The sequence below is a fragment of the Avibacterium gallinarum genome (assembly GCF_002921135.1).
In the GTDB taxonomy this organism is placed as follows: domain Bacteria; phylum Pseudomonadota; class Gammaproteobacteria; order Enterobacterales; family Pasteurellaceae; genus Avibacterium; species Avibacterium gallinarum.
On record NZ_PQVJ01000020.1, the window covers coordinates 22,749 to 46,128 of the forward strand.

19 protein-coding genes are annotated in these 23,380 nt (G+C 42.9%); 13 read left to right on the plus strand and 6 right to left on the minus strand.

Features of this window, described 5'->3' with window-relative positions; genetic code table 11:
- Positions 1 to 255 precede the first annotated feature (255 nt).
- The 6 genes from nrfE to dnaE all read left to right on the plus strand — a co-directional run bounded on the left by nrfE (position 256) and on the right by dnaE (position 8,893).
- The gene (nrfE, locus tag C3007_RS08125; RefSeq protein WP_103853979.1) at positions 256 to 2,175 is read left to right on the plus strand and encodes a heme lyase NrfEFG subunit NrfE; all 1,920 of its coding nucleotides are present in this window, start codon (positions 256 to 258) and stop codon (positions 2,173 to 2,175) included.
- A complete protein-coding gene (locus C3007_RS08130) occupies positions 2,168 to 2,764 on the plus strand; it encodes a DsbE family thiol:disulfide interchange protein (protein ID WP_103853980.1) in 597 nt (198 codons plus the stop codon). Before nrfE ends, C3007_RS08130 begins: the two co-directional genes overlap by 8 nt.
- Positions 2,761 to 3,231, plus strand: a complete 471-nt coding sequence (gene nrfF, locus C3007_RS08135; protein WP_103853981.1) for a heme lyase NrfEFG subunit NrfF — start codon at positions 2,761 to 2,763, stop codon at positions 3,229 to 3,231. Before C3007_RS08130 ends, nrfF begins: the two co-directional genes overlap by 4 nt.
- A complete protein-coding gene (locus tag C3007_RS08140) occupies positions 3,228 to 4,100 on the plus strand; it encodes a tetratricopeptide repeat protein (RefSeq protein WP_103853982.1) in 873 nt (290 codons plus the stop codon). The genes nrfF and C3007_RS08140 overlap by 4 nt, the downstream gene beginning before the upstream one ends.
- On the plus strand, positions 4,097 to 5,296 hold the full coding sequence (locus tag C3007_RS08145) for a BaiN/RdsA family NAD(P)/FAD-dependent oxidoreductase (RefSeq protein ID WP_103853983.1): 1,200 nt from the start codon (positions 4,097 to 4,099) through the stop codon (positions 5,294 to 5,296). Before C3007_RS08140 ends, C3007_RS08145 begins: the two co-directional genes overlap by 4 nt.
- 120 nt (positions 5,297 to 5,416) lie before the next feature.
- A complete protein-coding gene (gene dnaE / locus C3007_RS08150) occupies positions 5,417 to 8,893 on the plus strand; it encodes a DNA polymerase III subunit alpha (protein WP_103853984.1) in 3,477 nt (1,158 codons plus the stop codon).
- Between the two features lie 57 nt (positions 8,894 to 8,950).
- Here dnaE and C3007_RS08155 read toward each other — a convergent pair whose 3' ends face one another.
- The 5 genes from C3007_RS08155 to C3007_RS08175 all read right to left on the minus strand — a co-directional run bounded on the left by C3007_RS08155 (position 8,951) and on the right by C3007_RS08175 (position 15,106).
- Positions 8,951 to 10,315, minus strand: coding sequence for an L-serine ammonia-lyase (locus C3007_RS08155; protein ID WP_103853985.1), 1,365 nt, complete (start codon positions 10,313 to 10,315; stop codon positions 8,951 to 8,953).
- 64 nt (positions 10,316 to 10,379) lie between these two features.
- The gene (locus C3007_RS08160; RefSeq protein WP_103853986.1) at positions 10,380 to 11,621 is read right to left on the minus strand and encodes a serine/threonine transporter; all 1,242 of its coding nucleotides are present in this window, start codon (positions 11,619 to 11,621) and stop codon (positions 10,380 to 10,382) included.
- A 382-nt stretch (positions 11,622 to 12,003) separates the two neighbouring features.
- Entirely contained in the window at positions 12,004 to 12,831 is an 828-nt protein-coding gene (locus C3007_RS08165; RefSeq protein WP_103853987.1) for a class II glutamine amidotransferase, read from the minus strand.
- A gap of 120 nt (positions 12,832 to 12,951) precedes the next feature.
- Positions 12,952 to 14,361, minus strand: coding sequence for a multicopper oxidase domain-containing protein (locus C3007_RS08170; protein ID WP_103854011.1), 1,410 nt, complete (start codon positions 14,359 to 14,361; stop codon positions 12,952 to 12,954).
- Position 14,362: 1 nt separating this feature from the next.
- Complete coding sequence (locus C3007_RS08175) at positions 14,363 to 15,106, minus strand: 1-acylglycerol-3-phosphate O-acyltransferase (RefSeq protein ID WP_103853988.1); 744 nt, start codon at positions 15,104 to 15,106, stop codon at positions 14,363 to 14,365.
- Between the two features lie 120 nt (positions 15,107 to 15,226).
- Between C3007_RS08175 and lpxH the strand changes: the two genes are divergently transcribed.
- The gene (gene lpxH / locus C3007_RS08180) at positions 15,227 to 15,997 is read left to right on the plus strand and encodes a UDP-2,3-diacylglucosamine diphosphatase (protein WP_103853989.1); all 771 of its coding nucleotides are present in this window, start codon (positions 15,227 to 15,229) and stop codon (positions 15,995 to 15,997) included.
- Here the strand turns inward: lpxH and C3007_RS08185 are convergent.
- A complete protein-coding gene (locus tag C3007_RS08185; RefSeq protein ID WP_243397676.1) occupies positions 15,927 to 17,519 on the minus strand; it encodes a phosphoethanolamine transferase in 1,593 nt (530 codons plus the stop codon). The two genes, lpxH and C3007_RS08185, sit on opposite strands and share 71 nt — an antisense overlap.
- Before the next feature lie 145 nt (positions 17,520 to 17,664).
- Between C3007_RS08185 and pyrH the strand changes: the two genes are divergently transcribed.
- From pyrH to rseP, 6 genes are all read left to right on the plus strand, one after another.
- On the plus strand, positions 17,665 to 18,381 hold the full coding sequence (gene pyrH, locus C3007_RS08190; RefSeq protein WP_103853990.1) for a UMP kinase: 717 nt from the start codon (positions 17,665 to 17,667) through the stop codon (positions 18,379 to 18,381).
- 28 nt (positions 18,382 to 18,409) lie between these two features.
- Positions 18,410 to 18,967, plus strand: coding sequence for a ribosome recycling factor (frr, locus tag C3007_RS08195; RefSeq protein ID WP_103853991.1), 558 nt, complete (start codon positions 18,410 to 18,412; stop codon positions 18,965 to 18,967).
- A gap of 126 nt (positions 18,968 to 19,093) precedes the next feature.
- Entirely contained in the window at positions 19,094 to 20,293 is a 1,200-nt protein-coding gene (ispC, locus tag C3007_RS08200; protein WP_103853992.1) for a 1-deoxy-D-xylulose-5-phosphate reductoisomerase, read from the plus strand.
- 144 nt (positions 20,294 to 20,437) lie between these two features.
- Positions 20,438 to 21,166, plus strand: a complete 729-nt coding sequence (uppS, locus tag C3007_RS08205; RefSeq protein WP_103853993.1) for a polyprenyl diphosphate synthase — start codon at positions 20,438 to 20,440, stop codon at positions 21,164 to 21,166.
- A gap of 3 nt (positions 21,167 to 21,169) precedes the next feature.
- Complete coding sequence (locus tag C3007_RS08210; RefSeq protein ID WP_103853994.1) at positions 21,170 to 22,033, plus strand: phosphatidate cytidylyltransferase; 864 nt, start codon at positions 21,170 to 21,172, stop codon at positions 22,031 to 22,033.
- Between the two features lie 12 nt (positions 22,034 to 22,045).
- The gene (gene rseP / locus C3007_RS08215) at positions 22,046 to 23,377 is read left to right on the plus strand and encodes a sigma E protease regulator RseP (protein WP_103853995.1); all 1,332 of its coding nucleotides are present in this window, start codon (positions 22,046 to 22,048) and stop codon (positions 23,375 to 23,377) included.
- Positions 23,378 to 23,380 lie beyond the last annotated feature (3 nt).

Consider the following 23,380-nt stretch of genomic DNA (forward strand, 5'->3'; position numbering starts at 1 on the left):
CAAAACAATCAATGATTATCAGGGCGAACCAAGGTGTTCGCCTTTGTTTTAATGGCGTTTTTTGCTGTAAATCCCCTAATGGCAAAGGGAAAACTGACAAGAAAAGTCATTTGCAGAAATAAAGTGCGGTGCGTTTTTACGCATTTTTATCACTGCTTGAATTGAGAATGAGATTGATGATTTTTCTGCATAACACAATGACATTGCTACGCATTTTCTCTAAAATACATAACAAATTAACCAACGAATATGACAATGATCCCAGAACTTGCTTTTCTTGCTTTACTTTTTGCTCTTGTTTCCGCATTGCTGTTGGCGATTGTGCCGCATATTGGGATTAAACAAGGCAATCTGCGCCTGATTACATCGGCGTGGAATTTGAGTTATCTGTTTGGGATTTTTACCACTCTTTCTTTGTTTGGGCTAGCTTATTGCTTTGCGATTGATGATTTTTCCGTGCAATATGTGGCAGCGCATTCCAATTCTGCCTTACCACGATTTTTCAAAATTGCCGCTACTTGGGGCGGACACGAAGGCTCAATGCTGTTTTGGCTATTTTCGTTGGGATTATGGACAATGGCATTTGCCTTTTTTAGCCGTAAAATCGACCCCATTATTGCCAGCCGAACCCTGTCTATTTTAGGCTTGCTGTGTTTTGGCTTTGCGCTGTTTATCGTATTTTTCTCCAATCCTTTTGAGCGTTTATTTCCTAGCCCTTTGGAAGGGCGTGATCTTAATCCGATGCTGCAAGATGTAGGGTTAATTTTTCACCCACCGTTGCTTTATTTGGGTTATGTAGGCTTTGCGGTGAATTTTGCTCTCACCCTTGCCACCTTGTTAAGCGGACATTTTGATGCCGCACTGGCTCGCTGGACACGTCCTTGGGTGCTGGTTTCTTGGTTCTTTTTAACCCTAGGCATAATGCTCGGCGCGTGGTGGGCATATTACGAGCTTGGTTGGGGCGGCTGGTGGTTCTGGGACCCAGTTGAAAACGCCTCATTAATGCCGTGGTTACTTGGGCTGGGGCTACTGCATAGTTTATCCGTGAGCGAACAACGTGGCGTTTTCCATTATTGGACGATTTTATTTTCTCTGTTTGCCTTTGCGTTCAGTTTATTAGGTACGTTTATTGTGCGTTCGGGCGTGCTAACTTCTGTACACGCTTTTGCTATGGACGGAGAGCGGGGAATGGCGTTGTTAATGCTCTTTTTCTTGCTCACCACTTGCTCGCTCACCTTATTTGCGTTGAAAGTGAATGAGCGCCCAAGTGAAAATAGTGCGGTGCATTTTTCCTTTTTTTCTAAAGAAAGCCTAATGCTCATTGCCAATATTTTGGTGGCGGTCGCCACGGCAAGCGTATTTTTAGGCACATTTTATCCAATGCTATTTAGCACAATGGGCTGGGGTTCGATTTCCGTAGGCGCGCCTTACTTTAACACCATTTTCTTGCCTCTTATTGTGCTGGCATTGTTGGCGATGATTTTTGTCGTCAGTGCATTTTGGAAAAAAATCTACTGCACTTTGTTGCGCCGCAATGCCTTATTGCTAATTCCTGCCAGTGGACTTGCTTATGCAATGATCGCATTCACCATTCAAAATGATGAAACCTTACATTTTCAGGCCTTGCCTTTTGCGTTAATTAGCTTGGCGTTTTGGTTGCTTGGCGTTACCCTTTGGGGCGCGTGGCAATCCCTTTCCTTAAAGCGTTGGGCGATGGTGATCGCCCATTGTGGGTTAGCACTCACGGTAATTGGTGCGACAATGTCGAGCTATTTTGCCAGTGAAATTGGCGTGCGTTTATCGCCTAATCAAAGCCAAATGCTCAACGGCTATGCGTTTCACTACCTTGGTTTTCGTAATGAACTCGGGCCGAATTACACCAGCGAAGTGGCACAATTTGAGATAACAAAAAACGGAGAAAAAATCACCGCACTTTATCCTGAACGCCGTTATTACGAAGTGCGCACGATGAATATGTCGGAAGTGGGGCTATATTGGAACTTGCTTGGCGATATTTATATTGTAATGGGTGATAAACTTGGCGCGGGCGAATTTTCGTTCCGTCTGCATTACAAGCCTTTTGTGCGCTGGCTGTGGATTGGCGCAACTTTAATGGCGTTTGGTGCATTATTGAGTGCCTTTGCCTTACGCACAAGGAGAGCGAAAGATGAATAGAAAAATCATTGTATTTTTACCCTTATTCTTGATCATTGCAGTCTGTGGTCTTTTGCTGCTAGGGCTGCATAATGATCCGAAAAAAATAGCGTCCGCGTTAATTGGCAAGCCCGTGCCTGAATTTTATCAAAGCGATCTGCTTGAGCCTGAAATCAATGTGAGCAATGCATCTTTACCGAAAGAAACTTATCTCATTAATGTATGGGGCAGTTGGTGTGCCTATTGCAAGCAAGAACACGCCTTTTTGATGCGCTTGCAACAACAGGGCGTGCCGATTGTGGGGCTAAATTATCGGGATAAACGGCAAAATGCCTGGCTAATGTTGCAGGAAATGGGTAATCCTTTTCATCAGGTGATTGATGATAGCAAAGGCTTATTTGCAATGAAATTGGGCGTGGACGGCGCGCCAGAAACCTATTTGGTTGATGCCAATGGCATTATTCGTTATCGCTATTCAGGCCCGTTGGATCAGCAAATTTGGCAACAAGAATTTCTGCCCTTATGGCAAAAATTGGCAAAAAATGCACCGCACTTAGCGTTGCAAGAAACAGCTAAGCAAGAAACGGCTAAACAGGAAGGAAAAGAATGAAAAAGTGGTGGTTAGTCGTCATAACATTTTTCGCAATCAGCCAACTGGCTCAGGCAGAAATGGTGGATACCTTTGAATTTAGCAACCCTGCCGAGCGCACCCGAGCCGTAGCCTTGGCGAAATCCCTGCGTTGCCCACAATGCCAAAATCAAAACTTGGTAGAATCCAATTCGCCCATTGCTTATGATCTGCGTATTGAAGTGTATAAAATGGTGGAAGCTGGCAGCAGCAACGAGCAAATTATTGACGTGATGACGAACCGCTTCGGTGATTTCGTGCGTTATAATCCGCCAGTGAAATCCACCACCCTGTTATTGTGGGGCTTGCCTTTCTTCTTGCTATTGCTTGGCGCACTGGCAATGTGGCGAATGTTGCGTGTGAAACAAAAACCAAAAAATTTAGCGCTCAGTGCAGAGCAACAACAAGCATTAAATAATTTATTAGCCAAAACGGATAAATCAGAATGACTTTTTTCATCGGCGTAGTCCTTTTACTCTTGATTAGCCTTGGGCTTTGGTTGCCTTTAGGGCGCGGAATAAATTGGCAGAAAAATTATCGCCAACAGCAAAATATCGCTCTTTATCAGCAGCAAATGAAAGGTCAGCTTGATCCCGAATTAGCGCAAGAATTTGCCCAACGTTTGCTTGATGATGAAAAACAGCTCGAAAAACAACCGCACTTTGTGATGGCTTCAACATTGAAAAGCCGTCCTTATTTTGTGGCGTTGAGCCTATTATTGATTGCGTTGCCTATGGGATATTATTTTTCCCTTGATCGCTTTTCTGCTGAACAGCAACATCAGCAACAACTTCAAGCAAAACAAGCGATTACAACGCAATCTACAGATTCCTTTGCGGAATCATTTAATGAGCAAAGTGCGGGGCAAAAAAATGAAACTTATGTGGAAAAAATTGAGCAACGTTTACGCCAAAATCCCAACAACAGTGAGGCTTGGATCGAGTTAGGGCAGGCTTATATGCAAAATAATGAGTTCGATAATGCCTTGGTCGCTTATTCTTATGCCGATCGCTTAACAGGCGGAAAACCCGCAATTTTAGGCTTAGCGGCAAATGCGTTGTATCAAAAAGCAGGGCAAAAAATCACCCCGCAGGTGCAAGCAATGCTTGAACAAGCGCTCTCGCAAGATCCGAAAGAAGCATCGAGTTTATCGCTGTTAGCTGGAGAAGCCTTTGTACAAACGGATTACCCCAAAGCCATTACCCTTTGGCAAAAGGTGCTAGATTCGGATAAATCGGGGATCGATCGGCGCACTATTATTCAAAGTATGCAAATGGCAGAAATGTTACAAAACGCCAAAAAAGGAGCCGCGCAATGACACCTTATTTTTCTGATACGCTGATTATTGGCGCAGGAGCAGCAGGGCTGTTTTGTGCTGGTCAGCTTGGCAAGCAAGGCAAACAGGTTGCGGTTTTAGATAGCGGTAAAAAAGTGGGACGGAAGATTTTGATGTCGGGCGGTGGCTTTTGTAATTTCACTAATTTAGAGGTTACACCACAGCATTATCTTTCGCACAATCCTCATTTTGTGAAATCTGCCTTAGCGCGTTTTACCCAATGGGATTTTATCGCCTTAGTGGCGGAATATGGCATTGCTTATCACGAAAAAGAACTCGGGCAGTTGTTTTGTGATGAAAGCGCGCAACAGATTGTGGATTTATTGCTTGCGGAATGTGCGAAATATCAGGTTAATATTCAGTTACGCCAGCATATAGAACAAGTTTTCGCCTTGGAAAACGGTGGTTTTGCCGTGCAAGCGAACGGACAAACTTGGCATTGTCATCAGCTTGTGGTGGCAACAGGTGGGCTTTCAATGCCTGCTTTAGGTGCTTCCCCTTTGGGCTATCAAATTGCTGAACAGTTTGGCTTGGGCGTGATCCCACCGCGTGCGTCCCTTGTGCCATTCCGTTGGCGAGAAACAGAGCAATTTTACACCGCACTTGCCGGCGTTTCTTTGCCTGTGCGTGTGAGCGCTGAAAATGGGCAGTCTTTCTTCAATCAGTTATTGTTTACCCACCGTGGTATTTCTGGGCCAGCGATCTTACAAATTTCTAATTATTGGCAACCGAATGAATGGGTGGAAGTGGATTTATTACCAAATCAATCCATTGGCGATTATTTGCAGGAATTACGCCAAACTTCGCCGAAATTGCAGTTAAAAACCGCATTATCACGCGTTCTGCCAACGAAATTAGTGGAGCTTTGGCAAGAACGTGAGATGATCCCAACGGAAACCTTGGCGAATTTAAGCAAAGTGCGGTTGGAAAATTTAGAAAATTTCATTCATCATTGGAAAATTTTCCCTAATGGCACGGAGGGCTATCGAACCGCAGAAGTCACAATGGGCGGTGTGGATACGCACGAAATTTCGTCAAAAACAATGGAAAGTAATAAAGTCAAAGGGCTGTATTTTATTGGTGAAGTGCTAGATGTAACCGGCTGGCTTGGTGGTTATAACTTCCAATGGGCGTGGAGTTCCGCTTATGCCTGCGCAAGCCATATTGCCAGTTTATAGGCTAATTTCGTACTTTTATTACCCGCAAAAAGAAATTTGATCCGCGCTAAAATCTCGTTAAAATGGCAGGCTAATTTTCCTTTTTCATCTCATCAATAGCAAAATAACAAGGATTTTTTTATGTCAGAACCGCGTTTCGTGCATTTGCGTGTGCATAGCGATTTTTCAATGATTAATGGTATTGCGAAAGTAAAACCGTTGGTCAAAGCCTGCGTGGAAAACGAAATGGTGGCAATGGCATTGACGGATTTCACCAATTTCTGCGGTTTGGTGCGATTTTATGGCGAAGCTCTTGGCTCAGGGGTGAAGCCCATTGTTGGGGCTGATGTGCTGGTGAAAAGCGATTTGCTCGGTGATGAACATTTTGAACTCACCTTGCTTGCGAAAAATAACACGGGCTATCACAACATCACCCTATTATTATCCAAAGCGTATGAACGGGGTTACACGGATTTACCCTATATCGATCAGCAATGGCTGGTGGAACACCGCGAAGGCTTGATTATTCTTTCTGGCGGGCGCAATGGTGATGTGGGGAAAAAATTACTGAAAAATAATCCTGCGGATGTCGAAAGTGCGGTGCGTTTTTATCAAGAATTTTTTCCTGATCATTTTTATTTGAGCCTTTGCCGCACAGGCCGTCCTGAAGAAGAACGCTATATTCAAGCCGCCCTAAAATTGGCAGAAAAACATCATATTCCCCTTGTGGCAACCAATGATGTGTGCTTTTTGTCTTCCGAAGATTTTGAGGCGCACGAGATCCGCGTTGCGATTCACGACAGCTACACTTTAGATGATCCAAAACGTCCAAAATTATACAGCGATCAGCAATATTTCCGTACTGAAGAGGAAATGTGCGAATTATTTGCCGATATTCCCACCGCACTGGCGAATACCGTACAAATCGCCAAACGTTGTAATGTAACAATTCGTTTGGGCGAATATTTCTTACCAAAATTTCCCACCGGGGATCTCAGCACAGAAGATTATTTGGTGCAAAAATCCCGTGAGGGCTTGGAAGAGCGCTTAGCCTTTTTATTCCCCGATGAAAAAGAGCGGGCGGAAAAACGCAAGGAATATGATGAGCGCTTGCAAGTTGAGCTAGATGTGATTAACCAAATGGGTTTCCCTGGTTACTTCTTAATCGTAATGGAGTTTATCCAGTGGTCGAAAGATAATGATATTCCTGTTGGCCCGGGGCGTGGTTCTGGGGCGGGATCGTTGGTGGCTTATGCGTTGAAGATCACCGATCTTGATCCCCTTGAATTTGATTTACTTTTCGAGCGTTTCTTAAATCCAGAACGGGTATCAATGCCCGATTTTGACGTGGATTTCTGTATGGACGGGCGAGATCGCGTGATTGAACACGTTGCGGAAACTTACGGACGTGGCGCGGTGTCGCAGATTATCACCTTTGGTACGATGGCTGCTAAGGCGGTAATCCGAGATGTGGGGCGTGTGCTTGGACACCCTTATAGCTTCGTGGATCGCATTTCCAAATTAGTGCCACCCGATCCGGGAATGACCTTAGCCAAAGCCTTTGAAGCTGAACCTCGCTTACCTGAAATTTATGAAAGCGATGAAGAAGTCAAAGCCTTAATTGATATGGCGCGCAAGCTCGAAGGGGTAACCCGTAACGCAGGGAAACACGCTGGGGGGGTGGTGATTTCCCCGGGGCTGATTACAGATTTTTCACCGCTCTATTGTGATAGTGAGGGCAAACACCCTGTTACTCATTTTGATAAAAATGATGTGGAATATGCAGGGCTAGTGAAGTTTGACTTCTTGGGGCTGCGTACCCTAACCATCATCAAATGGGCATTGGATATGATTAACACGCGCCTTGCTAAAGAGGGCAAGCCGTTAGTGGACATTAATCGCATACCCCTTGATGATCCGCAATCTTTCCAAGTGTTACTCAATGCCGAAACAACCGCGGTGTTCCAGCTAGAGTCGCGCGGAATGAAAGATTTGATCAAACGCCTAAAACCAGACTGTTTTGAAGATATTATCGCGTTGGTGGCGTTATTCCGCCCAGGGCCATTGCAATCGGGAATGGTGGATAACTTTATTCGCCGTAAACACGGTGAAGAAGAAATTTCCTACCCTGATGCGGAATATCAGCACATTTTGCTTAAACCGATTTTAGAGCCAACTTACGGCATTATTTTGTATCAAGAGCAAGTAATGCAAATTGCTCAGGTGCTAGCAGGTTATACGCTCGGCGGCGCGGATTTATTACGCCGTGCAATGGGGAAAAAGAAACCAGAAGAAATGGCGAAACAGCGCTCGGTGTTTGAAGAAGGGGCAATTAAAAACGGCATTGATGGCACCCTTGCAATGAAAATTTTCGATTTGGTGGAAAAATTTGCAGGCTACGGCTTTAATAAATCTCACTCCGCCGCTTATGCCTTGGTTTCTTACCAAACACTTTGGCTCAAAGCCCATTATCCTGCGGAATTTATGGCAGCGGTAATGACTTCTGAAATGGATAACACAGAAAAAATCGTTGGGCTATACGATGAATGTTTGCGTATGGGCTTAACGGTTACGCCACCAGATATTAATACAGGGAAACACCATTTCAGCGTGAATGATAATGGTGAGATCGTTTATGGAATTGGGGCGATTAAAGGGGTGGGGGAAGGCCCGATTGAAGCCTTGATTTCTGCGCGTGAGCAAGGAGGCATTTTTAAAGATTTATTCGATCTTTGCGCCAGAGTGGATTTAAAGAAAATTAACCGCCGCACTTTTGAAAGCCTGATAATGTCAGGTGCATTTGATAAATTAGGTCCACACCGTGCCGCGCTGGCAAAAAATTTAGAAGATGCGCTCAAAGCCTCCGATCAATATGCTAAAAATGAAGCCATCGGGCAGGGGGATATGTTTGGCGTGCTAACTGAAACGCCAGAAGAAGTGGAGCAGGCTTATGCGAAAACACCACGTTGGAGCGAAAAACAAATTTTAGACGGCGAACGGGAAACCCTTGGGCTTTATTTAAGCAGCCACCCGATTAGCCCTTATTTAAAAGAGATCGCCCATTACAGCTCAACAAGGCTAAAAGATCTTGTGCCAAATTATCGTGGACAAATTAGCACAACTTGCGGTTTAGTGGTGAGTTCGCGTGTGGCGATCACGAAAAAAGGCAACCGCTTAGGCATTGCCACCTTAGATGACCGCTCGGGGCGTTTAGATCTCACGTTATTCGGTGAGAGCCTAGATCGTTTTGGTGAAAAATTGCAGAAAGACACCATTGTAATTGCTTCAGGACAAGTGAGTTTTGATGATTTTTCACAAGGCTTAAAAATGTCTGTGCGAGAATTAATGACTCTTGACGAAGCACGCAGTCGCTACGCCAAAAGTCTGGCAATTTGCTTAACACAAGAACAGCTTTCACCACATTTTATTAAGCAATTTAAAGAGACTCTTAGCCCATATAGCGGCGGTGCGTTACCCATTAATATTTATTATCAAAGCCCGCAAGGGCGTGCTTTAGTGAAACTCGGCGTGCAGTGGTCAGTGAACCCAAGTGATGAATTGATTAATACGCTAGTGGAAATGCTAGGCGAAAGTGCGGTGGAAATTGAGTTTAAATAATTGAAATATAAAAATAAAATAAGGCGGAACAAACCGCCTTATTTTTTCGCTACAAATTTAAGTGCAAACCACTTTGATTGCCAAACCGCCTTGCGAGGTTTCACGGTACTTCGCATTCATATCTTTACCAGTTTCGTACATTGTTTCGATCACTTTATCCAAGCTCACGCGTGGGTTAGAGGTGCGTTGCAATGCCATTCGGCTCGCGTTAATGGCTTTGACGGAAGCAATGGCGTTGCGTTCAATGCAAGGCACTTGTACTTGGCCGCCCACAGGATCGCAAGTCAGCCCCAGATTATGTTCCATCGCAATTTCAGCGGCCATACAAACTTGCTCGGGGCTACCGCCCAAAATTTCTGTTAAGCCAGCCGCTGCCATTGAGCAAGCAACCCCCACTTCGCCTTGACAGCCTACTTCTGCCCCTGAAATGGACGCATTCATTTTGTAAAGTGAGCCGATCATTCCGCAAGCAAGCAAATAGCGTTCCACAATTTCATCGGTAATTGGCGAAATGAATTTTTCATAATAAGACAGCACCGCAGGCACAATACCGCAAGCGCCGTTGGTTGGCGCGGTAACTACACGCCCGCCTGCGGCATTTTCTTCATTAACCGCAAGCGCATACATATTGACCCAATCGATCACTTTCATCGGATCGTTGGAAAGCCCATTATTAGCTTGCAATAAACGATGTAAAGTCGCCGCACGGCGAACTACTTTAAGCGGACCAGGTAATAAACCTTCGGTAGCCAAGCCGTGTTCGATACATTCTTTCATCGTTTGCCAAATGCGTTTTAGGTGCGTTTGCGTGGCTTCTTTTCCGTGCAAGGCAATTTCATTTTGTAACATCACGCTCGATAAGGCTAAGCCGTTTTCTTTGCAATGATGCAAAATATCCGCCGCACTTTGATAAGGGAAAGGCACGTTGATGTCGGATTCTTCCTGCTGATTAAAATGCGCTTCATCAACAATAAATCCACCGCCAATAGAATAATAGGTTTGCTGATAAAGCAAGTTGTCATTTTCATAGGCGGACAGCGTCATTCCGTTTTCGTGTAAAGGCAGAAAGGTTTGATGAAAGACCATATCACTTTCATAATCAAACTTCGCCACTTGCTGCCCTTGTGCTAATGGCAAAAGTGCGGTGCTTTTTACATCAGAAATAAATTTAGGAATTAAATCAATATCCACATCGTGCGGTAAATAGCCCGCTAAGCCCATAATAATGGCAATGTCGGTATTATGCCCACGCCCTGTCATTGAAAGTGAACCATAAACATCAACCTTAACTTGGGTTACTTTGGCGAGTAAATTTTTCGCCACTAAATCATCAACAAATTGCTTACCCGCTTTCATTGGCCCAACGGTATGAGAGCTAGAAGGCCCAATGCCGATTTTAAACATATCAAAAACACTAATCATATAATTTCTTTACCTTGCGTTGCCTAATGTTTCATTTCACAAAAAGGGGGCTATTCTAGCGGAATTAATAAAATAATCCATAGATTACCGCAGAGATGGCAATTAAGCCCATTATGGTAACGAAAACATTGCTAGCATAGCCTTGATAACGCGCCATCGCAGGCACTTTACGAATGGCATACATTGGCATTAAAAACAGAATTGCGGCGATAATTGGCCCGCCAATGGATTCAATTAAACCAAGAATGCTTGGATTGATAATTGCCACCGCCCATAAGGTCAATAAAAAGAAAAGTGCGGTGAAAAAATTCAATTTTTTTCGATTCGTAATGTCTTGTTTGCCCGAAAATTTCAAATATAGCCCTTGAATGCCTTCTCGTGCGCCTAAATAATGGCCAAAGAAAGAGCTGGTAATAGCAAGAAACGCTACTAAAGGCCCAAAGTAGGAAATATAAGGGTTATCAAATTTATTGGCTAAAAAAGAAAGGATACTGATATTTTGCGCTTTGGCTTGCACTAAATCTTCTGGGGTAAGGGTTAGCACACAACTAAACACGAAAAACATCACGAAAAATAGCAGTAAGGTTGAGGTGTTTTTCAATGCTTGGCTTGCGTGGCATTCGGTCAGCTCTGGCAATTTGTATTCCCGTTGTTGCGATTGCGAAAAACAAGAAATCGCAGGGGAATGATTAAAAGAAAATACTAACACTGGAATGGTGATCCACAGCGTGCTAATAAAACTGGTGGCGTCAGGCATTTGGTGAAGCATTGCCGTATTCCATTGCGGAATTAAATAAATGGAAAGCGAAAATAAAATAAAAACAAGGGGATAGACCAAAAACTCAGTCATTTTGAGCATTATTTTTTCGCTCATCAGCATCACCGAAATCAGGCTTGCAATCAAAATGAAAGAAAGCAAAATGCGGTTTGGTGCGCTTAGCCCTAACTGGTTGATAATAAAGGATTCCACCGTATTAGTAATGCCATTGCCATAAATTAATAAAATAGGAAAAATCGCAAAGAAGTAGAGCAGCGTGATAATTTTCCCCGCGCCTTGTCCAAAATGTTCTTCCACTACTTCTGTAATATCGCTGCCGGGTTTGGAAGATGACAGTACAAAGCGAGATAACGCACGGTGTGAGAAATAAGTCATCGGCCCAACCAACAGCATAATGGCGATTAACGGCCAAAATCCGCCCATTCCAGCATTTATGGGCAAAAACAGCACGCCAGCTCCCACTGCTGTGCCGAATAAATTTAACGTCCAAAGTAAATCGAATTTGTTTGTTATTGTTGTTTTAAACATTGTTTAACTCCGTAATATAAACTTGGATTAGTGTATGCGAATACTCTAATCTCACCGCCGCAGATGATATAGCGCTTGCGAATACGAAACAGGATAAAATATGGAATTTGTGAGAATGATCGGTTTTTGTTGGAATAATTGACTAGAAAATAGCGAAGTGTTTACTTATTTTTAACATATTGCTTTTTTAGACTTTCGATTTCGCGATATTTGGCTTCGACAAGCAACAAAATTGAGTCTTTTTTCTTTATTAAGAATGGGTTATCAAAAATTGAAAATGTTTCGTTTTATTGAATGATCTGAGTGAGGGCTGCGCAAGATTGTTAATAATTGGATAAAAAGCACTTTTAATGGCAATAAAAGTGCTACAACGAGAGAATAATTAAGCGGCTTTCGCATTACCTAATGTGCCATCATCAATGGTTTCTTTTGGCGTGCCAAGTACTTCGTAAACTTTATCGCCATCTTTGAAAAATACAAAACCGCCGTGTTCCATTTTTGTCCAGATTTCATCTTTAGTGAGTGGAAAGGTGGTAATAATGGTTACTTTATCTTTTTCGGTGGTATGTTGGCGGAAGTCAATCACGCCGTCATCATCAATGCGTTGCGCTGTACCAAAAGGGGCTTTGCGCGTGATGTAATGCAAATTGGTGGAGCAGTGGGCGATCATCCATTCCCCGTTTGAGAGAATAAAATTAAACGTGCCACCTTGCGTTAATTCTTTGGCAATTTCTTGAATAACTTGGAAAATTTGTTCTTCTGTGGGCTTTTTACGAAAGCGATTTTTTAACTGTTCAGCCATATAGCAAAAAGCGGCTTCTGAGTCGGTGGAGCCAATAGGCTGGCAGAAACTTTCCGACATATCAGGGAAACTCGTCAAATTGCCGTTGTGCGCAAATACCCAGTTTTCGCCCCAAATTTCACGAATAAATGGGTGGGTGTTTTCAATGGTTACCTCGCCTTGTGTGGCTTTGCGAATGTGGGCAATCACGTTGAAAGATTTAATGTGATATTGTTTGACACAATCTGCAATGGGGGAACTATGCCCGGCTTGGTTATCTCGAAAAATACGCACGCCTTTGCCTTCAAAAAAGGCAATGCCGAAACCGTCAGAGTGGCTATCGGTAAGCCCCGCGCGGCGGCGAAATCCTTCAAAAGAGAACACAATATCGGTGGGCGTATTGCAATTCATTCCTAATAGCTGACACATAACGAAACCTTAACTGATTTTAACTTCCTAAATCTTGTTTGATTTAACAAAAAAACTCACAAAAATTCAACCGCACTTTTAGATTAAAGGTGCATATCACATAACTTGGCGTTATTTCCTTTATTGCACCACCATTAAGCCTAAGCAACCTTTGTCTGCTGCCATCAGATCTGCCGCACCAAAGGTGAAAGGGTGGCCGTTAGAAGACGGCTGTTGAAAGCGAACTAAAATCTGCACTTTGCCCTCAATCCACAGGCTGTCTTTCCACGCAAGATCGCTTTCTGCCACAGGCTTATCATTAATGTTTTCAATGATAAATTTTGCCCCCTGAATTTTAAATCCTGCAGGTTCGTTGCTCGTGATTGTCCAGCGTTCCGTGCTGTTTAGTTCGGCATTTACATCAATGCGTCTAGGATCTAAACGTTGTTGATTGAGCATTCCATTATTCGCATCTAGTTGGAATTGACGCTCACGGCGAATTTCCGCCTTTAACGCTTGCGGTGCATCGGTGTTAAACTGCATTGTGTTATTTTGCGCAAAGGCACTGCTTAAGCCTTGCGGGCGTAGTTCAAGCACTGTGTTGTCGAGCAGCTCTTCATCGCTGGCGAAAAAGCCTGTGAGTTTACTGAAGAAATTTCGTTTTTTCCCCACGATTAAGGTGGCATTTTCGCCTTCATTGAGATTAACAAGAATTTCAGCGCGTTCGCTCGGTGCAAGAAAAAGCGCCTTTGTGGTTTTCGCTTGTGGTAAAAAGCCTTGATCAAGTGCGATGAGTTGGAAATCGCGCTCGTCATCAAAGCGTAATTCATAACGGCGCGAAAGGGAAGCGTTCAGCAAACGTAAACGCACAACGCCGCGTGGCACCTCTAAATAAGGCGCTTGTTGCCCATTGACAAATAAACGATTGCCGAAAAAGTGCGGTCGATTTTGTTGGAATAATTGCACCCCTTCATCATTTAATTGCATATCTTGCAAAATCAAAGGAATATCGTTTACGCCATATTTTTGTGGCAAGCTCGATTTACGGCTTTCGTTATCTTCAATAATGCACAGCCCGAGCAAGCCGCGGTAGGTTTGATAAGCAGAATGCCCTAAGGTGCAAGCGGAATACCAGCAAGTGCAAGCAGGCTGAGTGATCGGCAAAATGGGCGACCAGCCTTGCCCTTGTTTGAAAGGGTGAGATACGCCACCCAGTGATTCAGCACTCACTTGCAGCCCTTGAATGGCCAGCGCCACCATTTGCGACAAGCTATTGCGATAGTTCAGCTTGGCAAAATCCCCTTGGCGCATTTTTAATGTTGGGCCTAAATAATTACCATTAAATCCCCACACTTCGCTGGCTTTTCCCCGCTCTAATTGGGTTTGCGCGCTGTTCATTTCTAAAAAAACAGGCTTGCCACGGCGAGTTTCCATAAGTGGGGGAACGCGCAAAGGTTGGCGATCAGCCGCCCATAATGGCGCAGGAATGGCTGAAAAAGCCCCCGCAGTGAGGGCAGTTTTAAAAAATTGACGGCGAGAAAAATGATTCATTTTATTTTGTGGTGTCTTGTTGAGCTTGGCTGGCGGCAATTTCCGCATCAAGTTCGTTGATTCGTTGTTGCATTAAAGAATGGCAATAGCTCGCCAATTCACGCACATTGTCTTTGGTGTAAGCCGAAGTATCCACAGGCGGCAACATTTCACAGATCACTTTGCCATTATCCCAACGGTTAAGATCGATTTTATTTTGCGTGGTGGAACAAACTACAGGCACAATCGGCACACCAGCGGCAATGGCAGCGTGAAACGCGCCAGTTTTAAATGGCAGCAAACCACGCCCACGGCTACGCGTGCCTTCAGGGAACATCCAAATAGAAAGCTTATCACGATTAATGCGTTCAGCCAGTTGAGTCATTGTGCTATGTGCTTTAGAGCGGTTATCACGATCTAAAAAAATGTTACCCGATGCCCAGTATAAAATGCCAAAGAACGGGATCCAAATCAGGCTTTTTTTCCCGACACTCACGGTGCGCGGCATCACCATATAAGAAATGGTAACCATATCGTAGTTATTTTGGTGATTACCAATGTAAATGCACGGCCCGATATTTTCCGCATTGGCAGGGAAACGATGTTCCACTTGCAAACCGAAAAGGGGATACAAACGCCCGAACCAACGCGCCACATCGCCCACGTTACTTGGATTTCTGAAACGAATGAGAGAATAAATCGTGCCGAGCAAACAAATTAAAATACAGCACAGCACAACCACAATAATGCGAAGAAGTTTTAGCATAAACACATACCCTGAAAAAAATTTGCACAAGTATAGCGAAAATCCGCAAATATTTGTATCAATCCGCTAAAAAAATGCTAGGCTATCAAGCAATTTCCTTCTTCCTAAAGATATTCAACAATGGCAAAGACCTATTTTATTGCAGATTTACATTTAAGCGAAAATCGCCCAGATTTAACCGCACTTTTTGTGGATTTTATGCAAAATCAAGCCAAAGATGCGGAAAGTTTGTATATTTTAGGCGATCTTTTTGATTTTTGGATTGGTGATGATGAGCATTCCCCTTTGATTGATTTGGTGAAACAGCAAATTCGCCACTTAACGGAAAAAGGCGTGAAATGCTATTTTATGCACGGCAATCGTGATTTTCTTATCGGCAAAAAATTTGCCCAATCTTGCGGTTTAACGCTGCTGCCAACTTATCAAGTGATTGATTTATACGGCACGCCTACCTTGCTTTGCCACGGCGATACCCTTTGCATTGATGATGTGGCTTATCAACGCTATCGTAAAAAAGTGCATCAAAAATGGCGTCAATGGCTTTTTTTACATTTGCCTTTAAAAGTGCGGTTAAAAATTGCTGAAAAAATTCGTGCTAAAAGCAAACAGGATAAGCAACATAAATCCCATCAAATTATGGACGTGAATGCGGATTTCGTGCTGCAAACAATGCAACAATTTAACGTGCCACAGCTGATCCACGGACATACGCATCGGCAAAATCTGCATAAAATCCCACCGCACTTTGAACGAATTGTATTGGGCGATTGGGGCGAAACCTCTTCTGTGCTAGAAGTCTCGCCGCAGGGAATGCGATTTATTAATCACTCGTTACAGAAATCAGTGAGTGATGATTTGGAATCACCACCGCTGGATCATCAGGTGCGGTGATTTTTTCAATTTTTTCTTTCAAACCGTAATCTGGCTGTGGCGTATCATCGAAAAGATCCGCATCTGGGTCAATGTTAGCGTTACGAATGCCAATCCAATTCGCCAAGCCTTCGGTGAAGTTCAAGCCTGATTTTAACACCTTTTTCTCGTGACGCTGCTGATCATCACTGGAAATTTTAAACAACGGAATATCGTAATGGCGTTTACTTTTGCCACTGCTATTGTGAATAGCGATATAGTTATCGCTAATTTGATGAGCTAAGCCGTGATCAGAAAAATAAATCATCGAAAAAGTGCGGTGATTTTTTTGCTGATTTTTGACCAGCTCCTGATAAATTTTACTCAACACTTCATCGGTTTTTTTGATAGAACTGATGTAGCAATTCACGTCCTGATATTTTTTAGCAATTTGATTTTCATCGAAAATCTTCTTGTAATCGGTAACGCGTTCGCAAACCAACGGGTGCGAGCCATATAAATGCACCACAATAAAACGCTTGCCTGTGGCTGGGGTTTGAATGAGTTGATCAAATCGGTTTAATAAGTTGAAATCGCTCACATCATTACTAATGGAATCGCCCGCGCGTAAAAAGATTTTTTCATCGCTTTTATTGGCAATGGCAGAAATTGGCGTGTCGTATTGCCCTAAGTAACCTTGATTGGAAAGCCAGTAGGTTTTGATTCCTGCGGATTTAATTAAGTCAATGAAATTTAAGCGATAATTCCCTTCCCAAGTTTGCTTGTTAGGCTTGGTGAACATTAATTTAAGCGAGGCAATGGTGTTTGTGCCGCCTGCGGTTAGGCCATCAATTAACGTGCCTTTAGCAGTGGAAAGAAAAGGCGTGTTGGCAACAGGGTAGCCGTAAGCGTGGTGATAATCTTTTCTTGCACTTTCACCGATAACTAAAATGTAATCATCATAATGGGAACGACTATCCAGTTGGCTTTCTCCCCATTCGCTTGGAACATCAAAGCGGTTGAGTAAGCGTAATTCTTCAACCACTTTTTCCCCTGCTAAATAGCTTTCTTGCAGCGGTTGAAAGGGAATATTTCCCCAAAGCGCATTAACAAAAATGAGCGCTAATAGCCCCTTATTTTTATAAAAAGCCAAGTGGAATTTTTGGCTTAACCAGCGATAAAGCAGCGCACCGCCAAGAATCGCAAGGGGATAACCATAATCAAGCAAGGGGATTTGAGCGAAAAATTCTTTGCCTTCTTGTAAATCTGTAGCGAAAACAGAGGCAATATATTGATAAGAGGGTGCGCCAAAATTTACCCCAATGGGCGCATAGCACGCATAGATAAATAAAATAGGTAATGCAATGAAATAAAAGAGTTTTTTCGAGCTAGAAAAAATAATAATGAAAGACATAAAAAGGCTGATCTGCTGCCAACTTGGTTGCGCAAAATAGCCCGAACCCTGTAGTGCCAACAGGCTGATAATATAAAGTAACGCAAAACACACCGCATTTACTAGCAATGATGAAAGATGAAATGTTCCTTTTTTGTTCTTTTCTGCCACAACATTGTTCCTTATTTTTTAGTTCGCTTCATTTTACTGAATTTTTTTCATTGGTTCTATGCGATTTTTGCCTTGAGCTATTTTCACTGCAAAGATGTTGCTCTATAATATGCAGAATTTTGTATCCAACTTTTGTGAGGAAAAAATGAGCAAACCCGTATATAAAAGAATCCTGCTCAAATTGAGTGGTGAAGCTTTACAAGGTGATGAAGGTTTTGGAATTGATCCTTCAATTTTAGACAGAATGGCGCTCGAAATTAAAGAATTACTAGAAATGGGCGTAGAAGTCGGGGTTGTGTTAGGTGGCGGAAATTTATTCCGTGGCGCAAAACTGGCTAAAGCGGGAATGAACCGCGTGGTGGGCGATCATATGGGTATGCTTGCCACCGTAATGAACGGCTTAGCAATGCGTGATGCCTTACACCGTGCAGAGGTGAATGCAAAATTAATGTCCGCCTTCCAGCTAAACGGCATTTGCGATACCTATAACTGGTCTGAAGCGATCAAAATGTTGCGTGAAGGGCGCGTGGTGATTTTTTCAGCGGGAACAGGTAGCCCATTCTTTACCACAGATTCTGCAGCGTGCTTGCGTGGGATTGAAATTGAAGCTGATGTTGTGCTTAAAGCCACCAAAGTGGACGGCGTGTATGATTGCGATCCTGCTAAAAATCCAGATGCAGTGTTGTATGAAAAACTCACTTATGCCGAGGTGATTGACAAAGAATTGCAAGTAATGGACTTAGCTGCCTTTACTTTAGCACGCGATCACGGAATGCCAATTCGTGTGTTCAATATGAGCAAACCAGGTGCATTACGCAAAGTCGTTTTAGGTGAGCGTGAAGGTACGCTAATTTGTAACTAATTGATTAAACTTTAAAAAAGGAATATTTGTGATTAACGAAATTAAACAAGATGCGCAGTTGCGTATGGAAAAAAGCCTTGAGACATTCAAACACCATATTGCCAAAGTAAGAACAGGGCGTGCACAGCCAAGCTTACTGGACGGTATTCAAGTGGAATACTATGGCGCATTAACCCCATTGCGTCAATTAGCCAACGTAGTGGCAGAAGATGCGCGTACCTTAGCGGTAACTGTGTTTGATCGCAGCTTAATCGGTGCGGTGGAAAAAGCCATTTTAACCTCTGATTTAGGTTTAAACCCATCATCAGCTGGCACAACCATTCGTGTTCCACTTCCACCATTAACGGAAGAACGCCGCCGTGATTTAATCAAAATCGTAAAAGCGGAAGCCGAGCAAGGCAAAGTGGCTGTGCGTAATGTGCGCCGTGATGCGAACGATCAAATCAAAGCGTTGTTGAAAGAAAAAGAAATCAGCGAAGATGAAGAGCGCAAAGCACAAGACGAAATCCAAAAAATCACCGATCTTTATGTGAAAAAAGTGGACGAAGTGTTAGCGGATAAAGAGAAAGAATTATTAGATTTCTAATCATTCTAATGAAATAAAGGGCGAGCCAAGGGTTCGCCCTATTTTTTCTTGCTGAATTACTGGCTTTTGAGTATATTCACGACAATTTTAGCAACCTTAACCCTTTTAAAGTGCGGTCAAAAATTTATGCAAAAACAACAAAAACTCGTCATTCTTGGTTCGACAGGCTCCATCGGCACTAGCACCCTTTCTGTGATAGAACACAACCCTGACAAATATCAAGCGTTTGCCTTAGTGGGCGGACGTAACGTGCAATTAATGGTGGAACAATGCGTTAAATTTCAGCCGACTTTTGCTGCCTTAGATGACGAAAGTGCGGCGAAAAATTTAAAAGAAAAATTGACCGCACTTGGTCTAAGAACCCAAGTATTAAGCGGACAAAAAGCCATTTGCGAGCTGGCGGCTCACCCTGAAGCGGATCAAGTGATGGCTGCCATTGTTGGCGCGGCAGGCTTGCTACCCACCCTTTCTGCGGTGCAAGCAGGCAAACGCGTTTTGCTCGCCAACAAAGAAAGTTTGGTGACTTGTGGGCAGCTTTTTATTGACGAAGTGAAGAAAAATCACGCTCAGTTACTGCCTGTGGACAGTGAACACAATGCGATTTTCCAATCGTTACCACCGCAAGCGCAGGAAAAAATCGGTTTTTGCCCGTTGCAAGAATTAGGCATCAGCAAAATTGTACTCACGGGATCGGGCGGGCCTTTCCGTTATACGGATCTTTCAGAATTTGACCAGATCACGCCAGAACAGGCTGTAGCTCACCCCAATTGGTCAATGGGCAAAAAAATCTCAGTGGATTCCGCCACAATGATGAATAAAGGCTTGGAATATATTGAAGCCCGTTGGTTATTCAATGCCAGTGCAGATGAAATGGAAGTGATCATTCATCCGCAATCGATCATTCATTCTATGGTGCGTTATATTGATGGCTCGGTGATTGCGCAAATGGGCAATCCAGATATGCGCACGCCAATTGCGGAAACAATGGCTTATCCGCAACGAACCTTTGCCGGTGTTGCGCCATTAGATTTTTATCAGCTCAATGGGCTGACTTTTTTAGCACCAGATTATCAGCGTTATCCTTGTTTAAAACTAGCCATTGATGCCTTTGCCGCAGGGCAATATGCCACAACAGCAATGAATGCGGCGAATGAAATTTCTGTTGAAGCTTTTTTAAATCGTCAAATTAAATTTACCGATATTGCTAAAGTGAATACACAAGTGGTAGAAAAAATCAGTCCGCAACAGATTCAATCTATTGATGATGTGTTAGACGTGGATAAAAACGCACGCTCCTTAGCGTGGCAAATCATTCAAGCAAAATAACATTTTGTTTTCGTTACAAATAAATCAAGGCGGGCGAAAGTTCGCCTTGATTTTTTATACATAATTCTGTGCGTTTTCATAGTAAGTAATATCATATTATGATATATTCAGCCATTAATTTTGTAACTAGAAAATCCTTGATGAATGACTGAGATTGACTTAAACAATATTCCCCAACACGTTGCGATTATTATGGACGGCAATGGGCGTTGGGCAAAACAGCAAGGAAAAATGCGTATTTTCGGGCATAAAAATGGCGTGGCGGCAGTGCGTCAAGCGGTTTCCTATGTGCGAAAAATTGGTGTCAATGTTCTCACCCTTTATGCGTTTAGTAGCGAAAATTGGACGCGCCCAGAAAGTGAAGTGAGCGCATTAATGACACTTTTTATGCAAGCACTGGATTTAGAAGTGAAAAAATTGCATAAAAATAATATCCGCTTAAATATTATCGGGGATAAATCCCGTTTTAGCGAAAAATTACAGCAAAAAATCGAAAAAGCAGAAAAATTAACCGAAAATAACACCGCACTTACTTTAAATATTGCAGCAAATTATGGCGGTTATTGGGATATTGTGCAGGCAACCAAACAGCTTGCCGACTTGGTGAAAAACGAGCAGCTGACGCTTGATGAGATTACTGCTGAACGTTTTCAACAACATTTGGTTACCCAAGATCAGCCTATGGTGGATTTATTAATTCGCACCAGCGGTGAACAGCGTGTAAGTAATTTTTTACTGTGGCAAATTGCCTATGCAGAATTTTATTTTTCTGATGTGCTATGGCCAGATTTTAACGAACAAGAATTTAATCAAGCTATCTTAGCTTATCAACAACGAAATCGCCGTTTTGGTGGAGCAGAACAAGAGGACTAAACTGTGCTTAAACAACGTGTTATTTCCGCAATTATTTTAATTGCTATTGTCTGTGCAGCGTTATTTTTATTTTCTCCTTTTTATTTTGCCTTAGCCTTAGGTGCAGTGGCGACCTTAGGAATTTGGGAGTGGACACAATTCGCCCAAGTCAAAAATAAATTTTGGCGTGTTGTAGTGGCTGGCTTAGCAGGTGCGGTGCTTTTTTTGTGGATTTTAAGCGAAGCCAATTATCTCAATGCGGGCCGTGTGTTTGAACATTATGCTGGGCCTATTTTATTAAGCGCAGTGATTTGGTGGATTGTGGCGCTTGGCTTTGTGGTGAGTTATCCAAATTCTGCCAAATTATGGGCAAAATCGGTGATTTTGCAAGGCGTTTTCGCTATTGTAACCCTTGTGCCTTTTATTGTAGCCGTGTTGCGCTTGCGTTTAGATGGTTACGTTGCCAACCCTTATCACGGCTTAATGTTGCTCTTTTATGTGTTTATTTTGGTATGGGCAGCAGATTCTGGTGCTTATTTTGCTGGCCGCAAATTCGGAAAACATAAACTTGCGCCAAAAGTTTCCCCAGGGAAAACGTGGCAAGGTGTATTCGGTGGGCTGATTACCGCTGGCGTGCTAGCAGGGATTTTTATGCAAGTCGCCCCACAAGATTTATTCAATGTACCAACCGTGCCTTTTATCACTTTATCTGTTGCTACAGTGGCAATTTCTGTACTGGGCGATTTAACGGAAAGTATGTTTAAGCGCGAAAGTGGGATTAAAGACAGCAGTAATTTGATCCCTGGACACGGTGGAATTTTAGATCGCATCGATAGTCTTACCGCCGCTGTGCCATTCTTTGCGTATTTCTATTTTTATGTGTTGTAGGAAAAAACAGATATGTCCTTTTTGTGGTCGCTAGGTTCATTTTTGATAGCCATTTGTGTACTAGTTTTTGTACACGAATACGGACATTTTTGGGCTGCCAGAAAGTGCGGTGTAAAAGTTGAACGTTTTTCTATCGGTTTCGGCAAAGTGCTGTGGTCGTTCTTTGATAAAAAAGGCACTGAGTTTTCTATCTCACTGATTCCGTTAGGTGGCTATGTGAAAATGCTTGATGAGCGTAACGAAGCCGTACCAGAAGCGTTGAAATCTCAAGCCTTTAATAATAAATCCGTGGCACAACGTGCTTTTGTGATTGCTGCAGGCCCGATGGCGAATTTTATTTTTGCCATATTGGCTTATTGGCTGGTGTATTCCATTGGGATTCCTAGCGTAAAACCTGTGATCGCAGAGGTTCGACCAGCGTCCATTGCGGCACAAGCGCAAATTCAACCTGATTCACAAATTATCGCCATTGATGGCACAGCGACACCAGATTGGGAAACCATCAATATGGTGCTTGCCACCAAAATGGGTAATCCCAATGTAGAAATCACCCTTTCGCCTTTTGGTTCAGATGTAAAACAGCAACGCACTTTAGATTTAGCCAATTGGCGATTCGATCCTGAAAAAGAAAGTGCTTTTGGCGCGTTGGGTATGATTCCAGTGCGAACTAAAGTGGAAATGACCTTGTCTAAAGTGGCGGAAGATTCCCCAGCACAAAAAGCAGGCTTGCAAGTGGGGGATAAATTTTATACCAATACTGGCGAGCCAATGAATTGGCAAGATTTTATTCAAGATGTGCAAAAAGGGCAGCCTTTTACATTGAGAATTGAGCGAGCAGGGGAAACCTTATATAAAACCTTAACACCAGTGTTAAATGAAAAAGGCAGGTGGTTTGTTGGCGTATCGCCAACGGTTCAGCCCCTTGATGAAAAATATCGCACGGAATTAAAATATGGCGTTTTTGAGGCTTTACAAAAAGGCGTAGAAAAAACCAAAGATTTAATGCTACTGACGGTAAAAGTCATTGGTAAATTATTTACCGGTGATCTTTCTTTAAATAATCTAAGTGGACCGATTTCTATTGCCAAAGGTGCAGGAATATCTTCCGAAATTGGCTTTGTGTATTATTTAAGTTTTATGGCGTTAATTAGTGTGAATTTAGGGATAATGAATTTGTTTCCATTGCCTGTTTTAGATGGTGGACATTTGATTTTTCTAGCCGCAGAAGCTATAAAAGGAAAACCGCTTTCAGAACAAGTGCAGAATATTGCCTATAAAATTGGTGCAATATGCTTGTTAGCTTTAACAGCATTTGCTTTGTTTAACGATTTCTTACGTTTATAACTC

Bases quoted from the DNA above. Each gene is read 5' to 3' on its own strand.
- C3007_RS08170 (WP_103854011.1), bottom strand. From the start codon at position 14,361: ATGAATCATTTTTCTCGCCGTCAATTTTTTAAAACTGCCCTCACTGCG.
- C3007_RS08130 (WP_103853980.1), top strand. From the start codon at position 2,168: ATGAATAGAAAAATCATTGTATTTTTACCCTTATTCTTGATCATTGCA.
- pyrH (WP_103853990.1), top strand. From the start codon at position 17,665: ATGAGCAAACCCGTATATAAAAGAATCCTGCTCAAATTGAGTGGTGAA.
- C3007_RS08155 (WP_103853985.1), bottom strand. From the start codon at position 10,315: ATGATTAGTGTTTTTGATATGTTTAAAATCGGCATTGGGCCTTCTAGC.
- C3007_RS08160 (WP_103853986.1), bottom strand. From the start codon at position 11,621: ATGTTTAAAACAACAATAACAAACAAATTCGATTTACTTTGGACGTTA.
- C3007_RS08175 (WP_103853988.1), bottom strand. From the start codon at position 15,106: ATGCTAAAACTTCTTCGCATTATTGTGGTTGTGCTGTGCTGTATTTTA.
- lpxH (WP_103853989.1), top strand. From the start codon at position 15,227: ATGGCAAAGACCTATTTTATTGCAGATTTACATTTAAGCGAAAATCGC.
- C3007_RS08145 (WP_103853983.1), top strand. From the start codon at position 4,097: ATGACACCTTATTTTTCTGATACGCTGATTATTGGCGCAGGAGCAGCA.
- C3007_RS08140 (WP_103853982.1), top strand. From the start codon at position 3,228: ATGACTTTTTTCATCGGCGTAGTCCTTTTACTCTTGATTAGCCTTGGG.
- ispC (WP_103853992.1), top strand. From the start codon at position 19,094: ATGCAAAAACAACAAAAACTCGTCATTCTTGGTTCGACAGGCTCCATC.
- uppS (WP_103853993.1), top strand. From the start codon at position 20,438: ATGACTGAGATTGACTTAAACAATATTCCCCAACACGTTGCGATTATT.
- nrfF (WP_103853981.1), top strand. From the start codon at position 2,761: ATGAAAAAGTGGTGGTTAGTCGTCATAACATTTTTCGCAATCAGCCAA.
- C3007_RS08165 (WP_103853987.1), bottom strand. From the start codon at position 12,831: ATGTGTCAGCTATTAGGAATGAATTGCAATACGCCCACCGATATTGTG.
- nrfE (WP_103853979.1), top strand. From the start codon at position 256: ATGATCCCAGAACTTGCTTTTCTTGCTTTACTTTTTGCTCTTGTTTCC.
- dnaE (WP_103853984.1), top strand. From the start codon at position 5,417: ATGTCAGAACCGCGTTTCGTGCATTTGCGTGTGCATAGCGATTTTTCA.
- rseP (WP_103853995.1), top strand. From the start codon at position 22,046: ATGTCCTTTTTGTGGTCGCTAGGTTCATTTTTGATAGCCATTTGTGTA.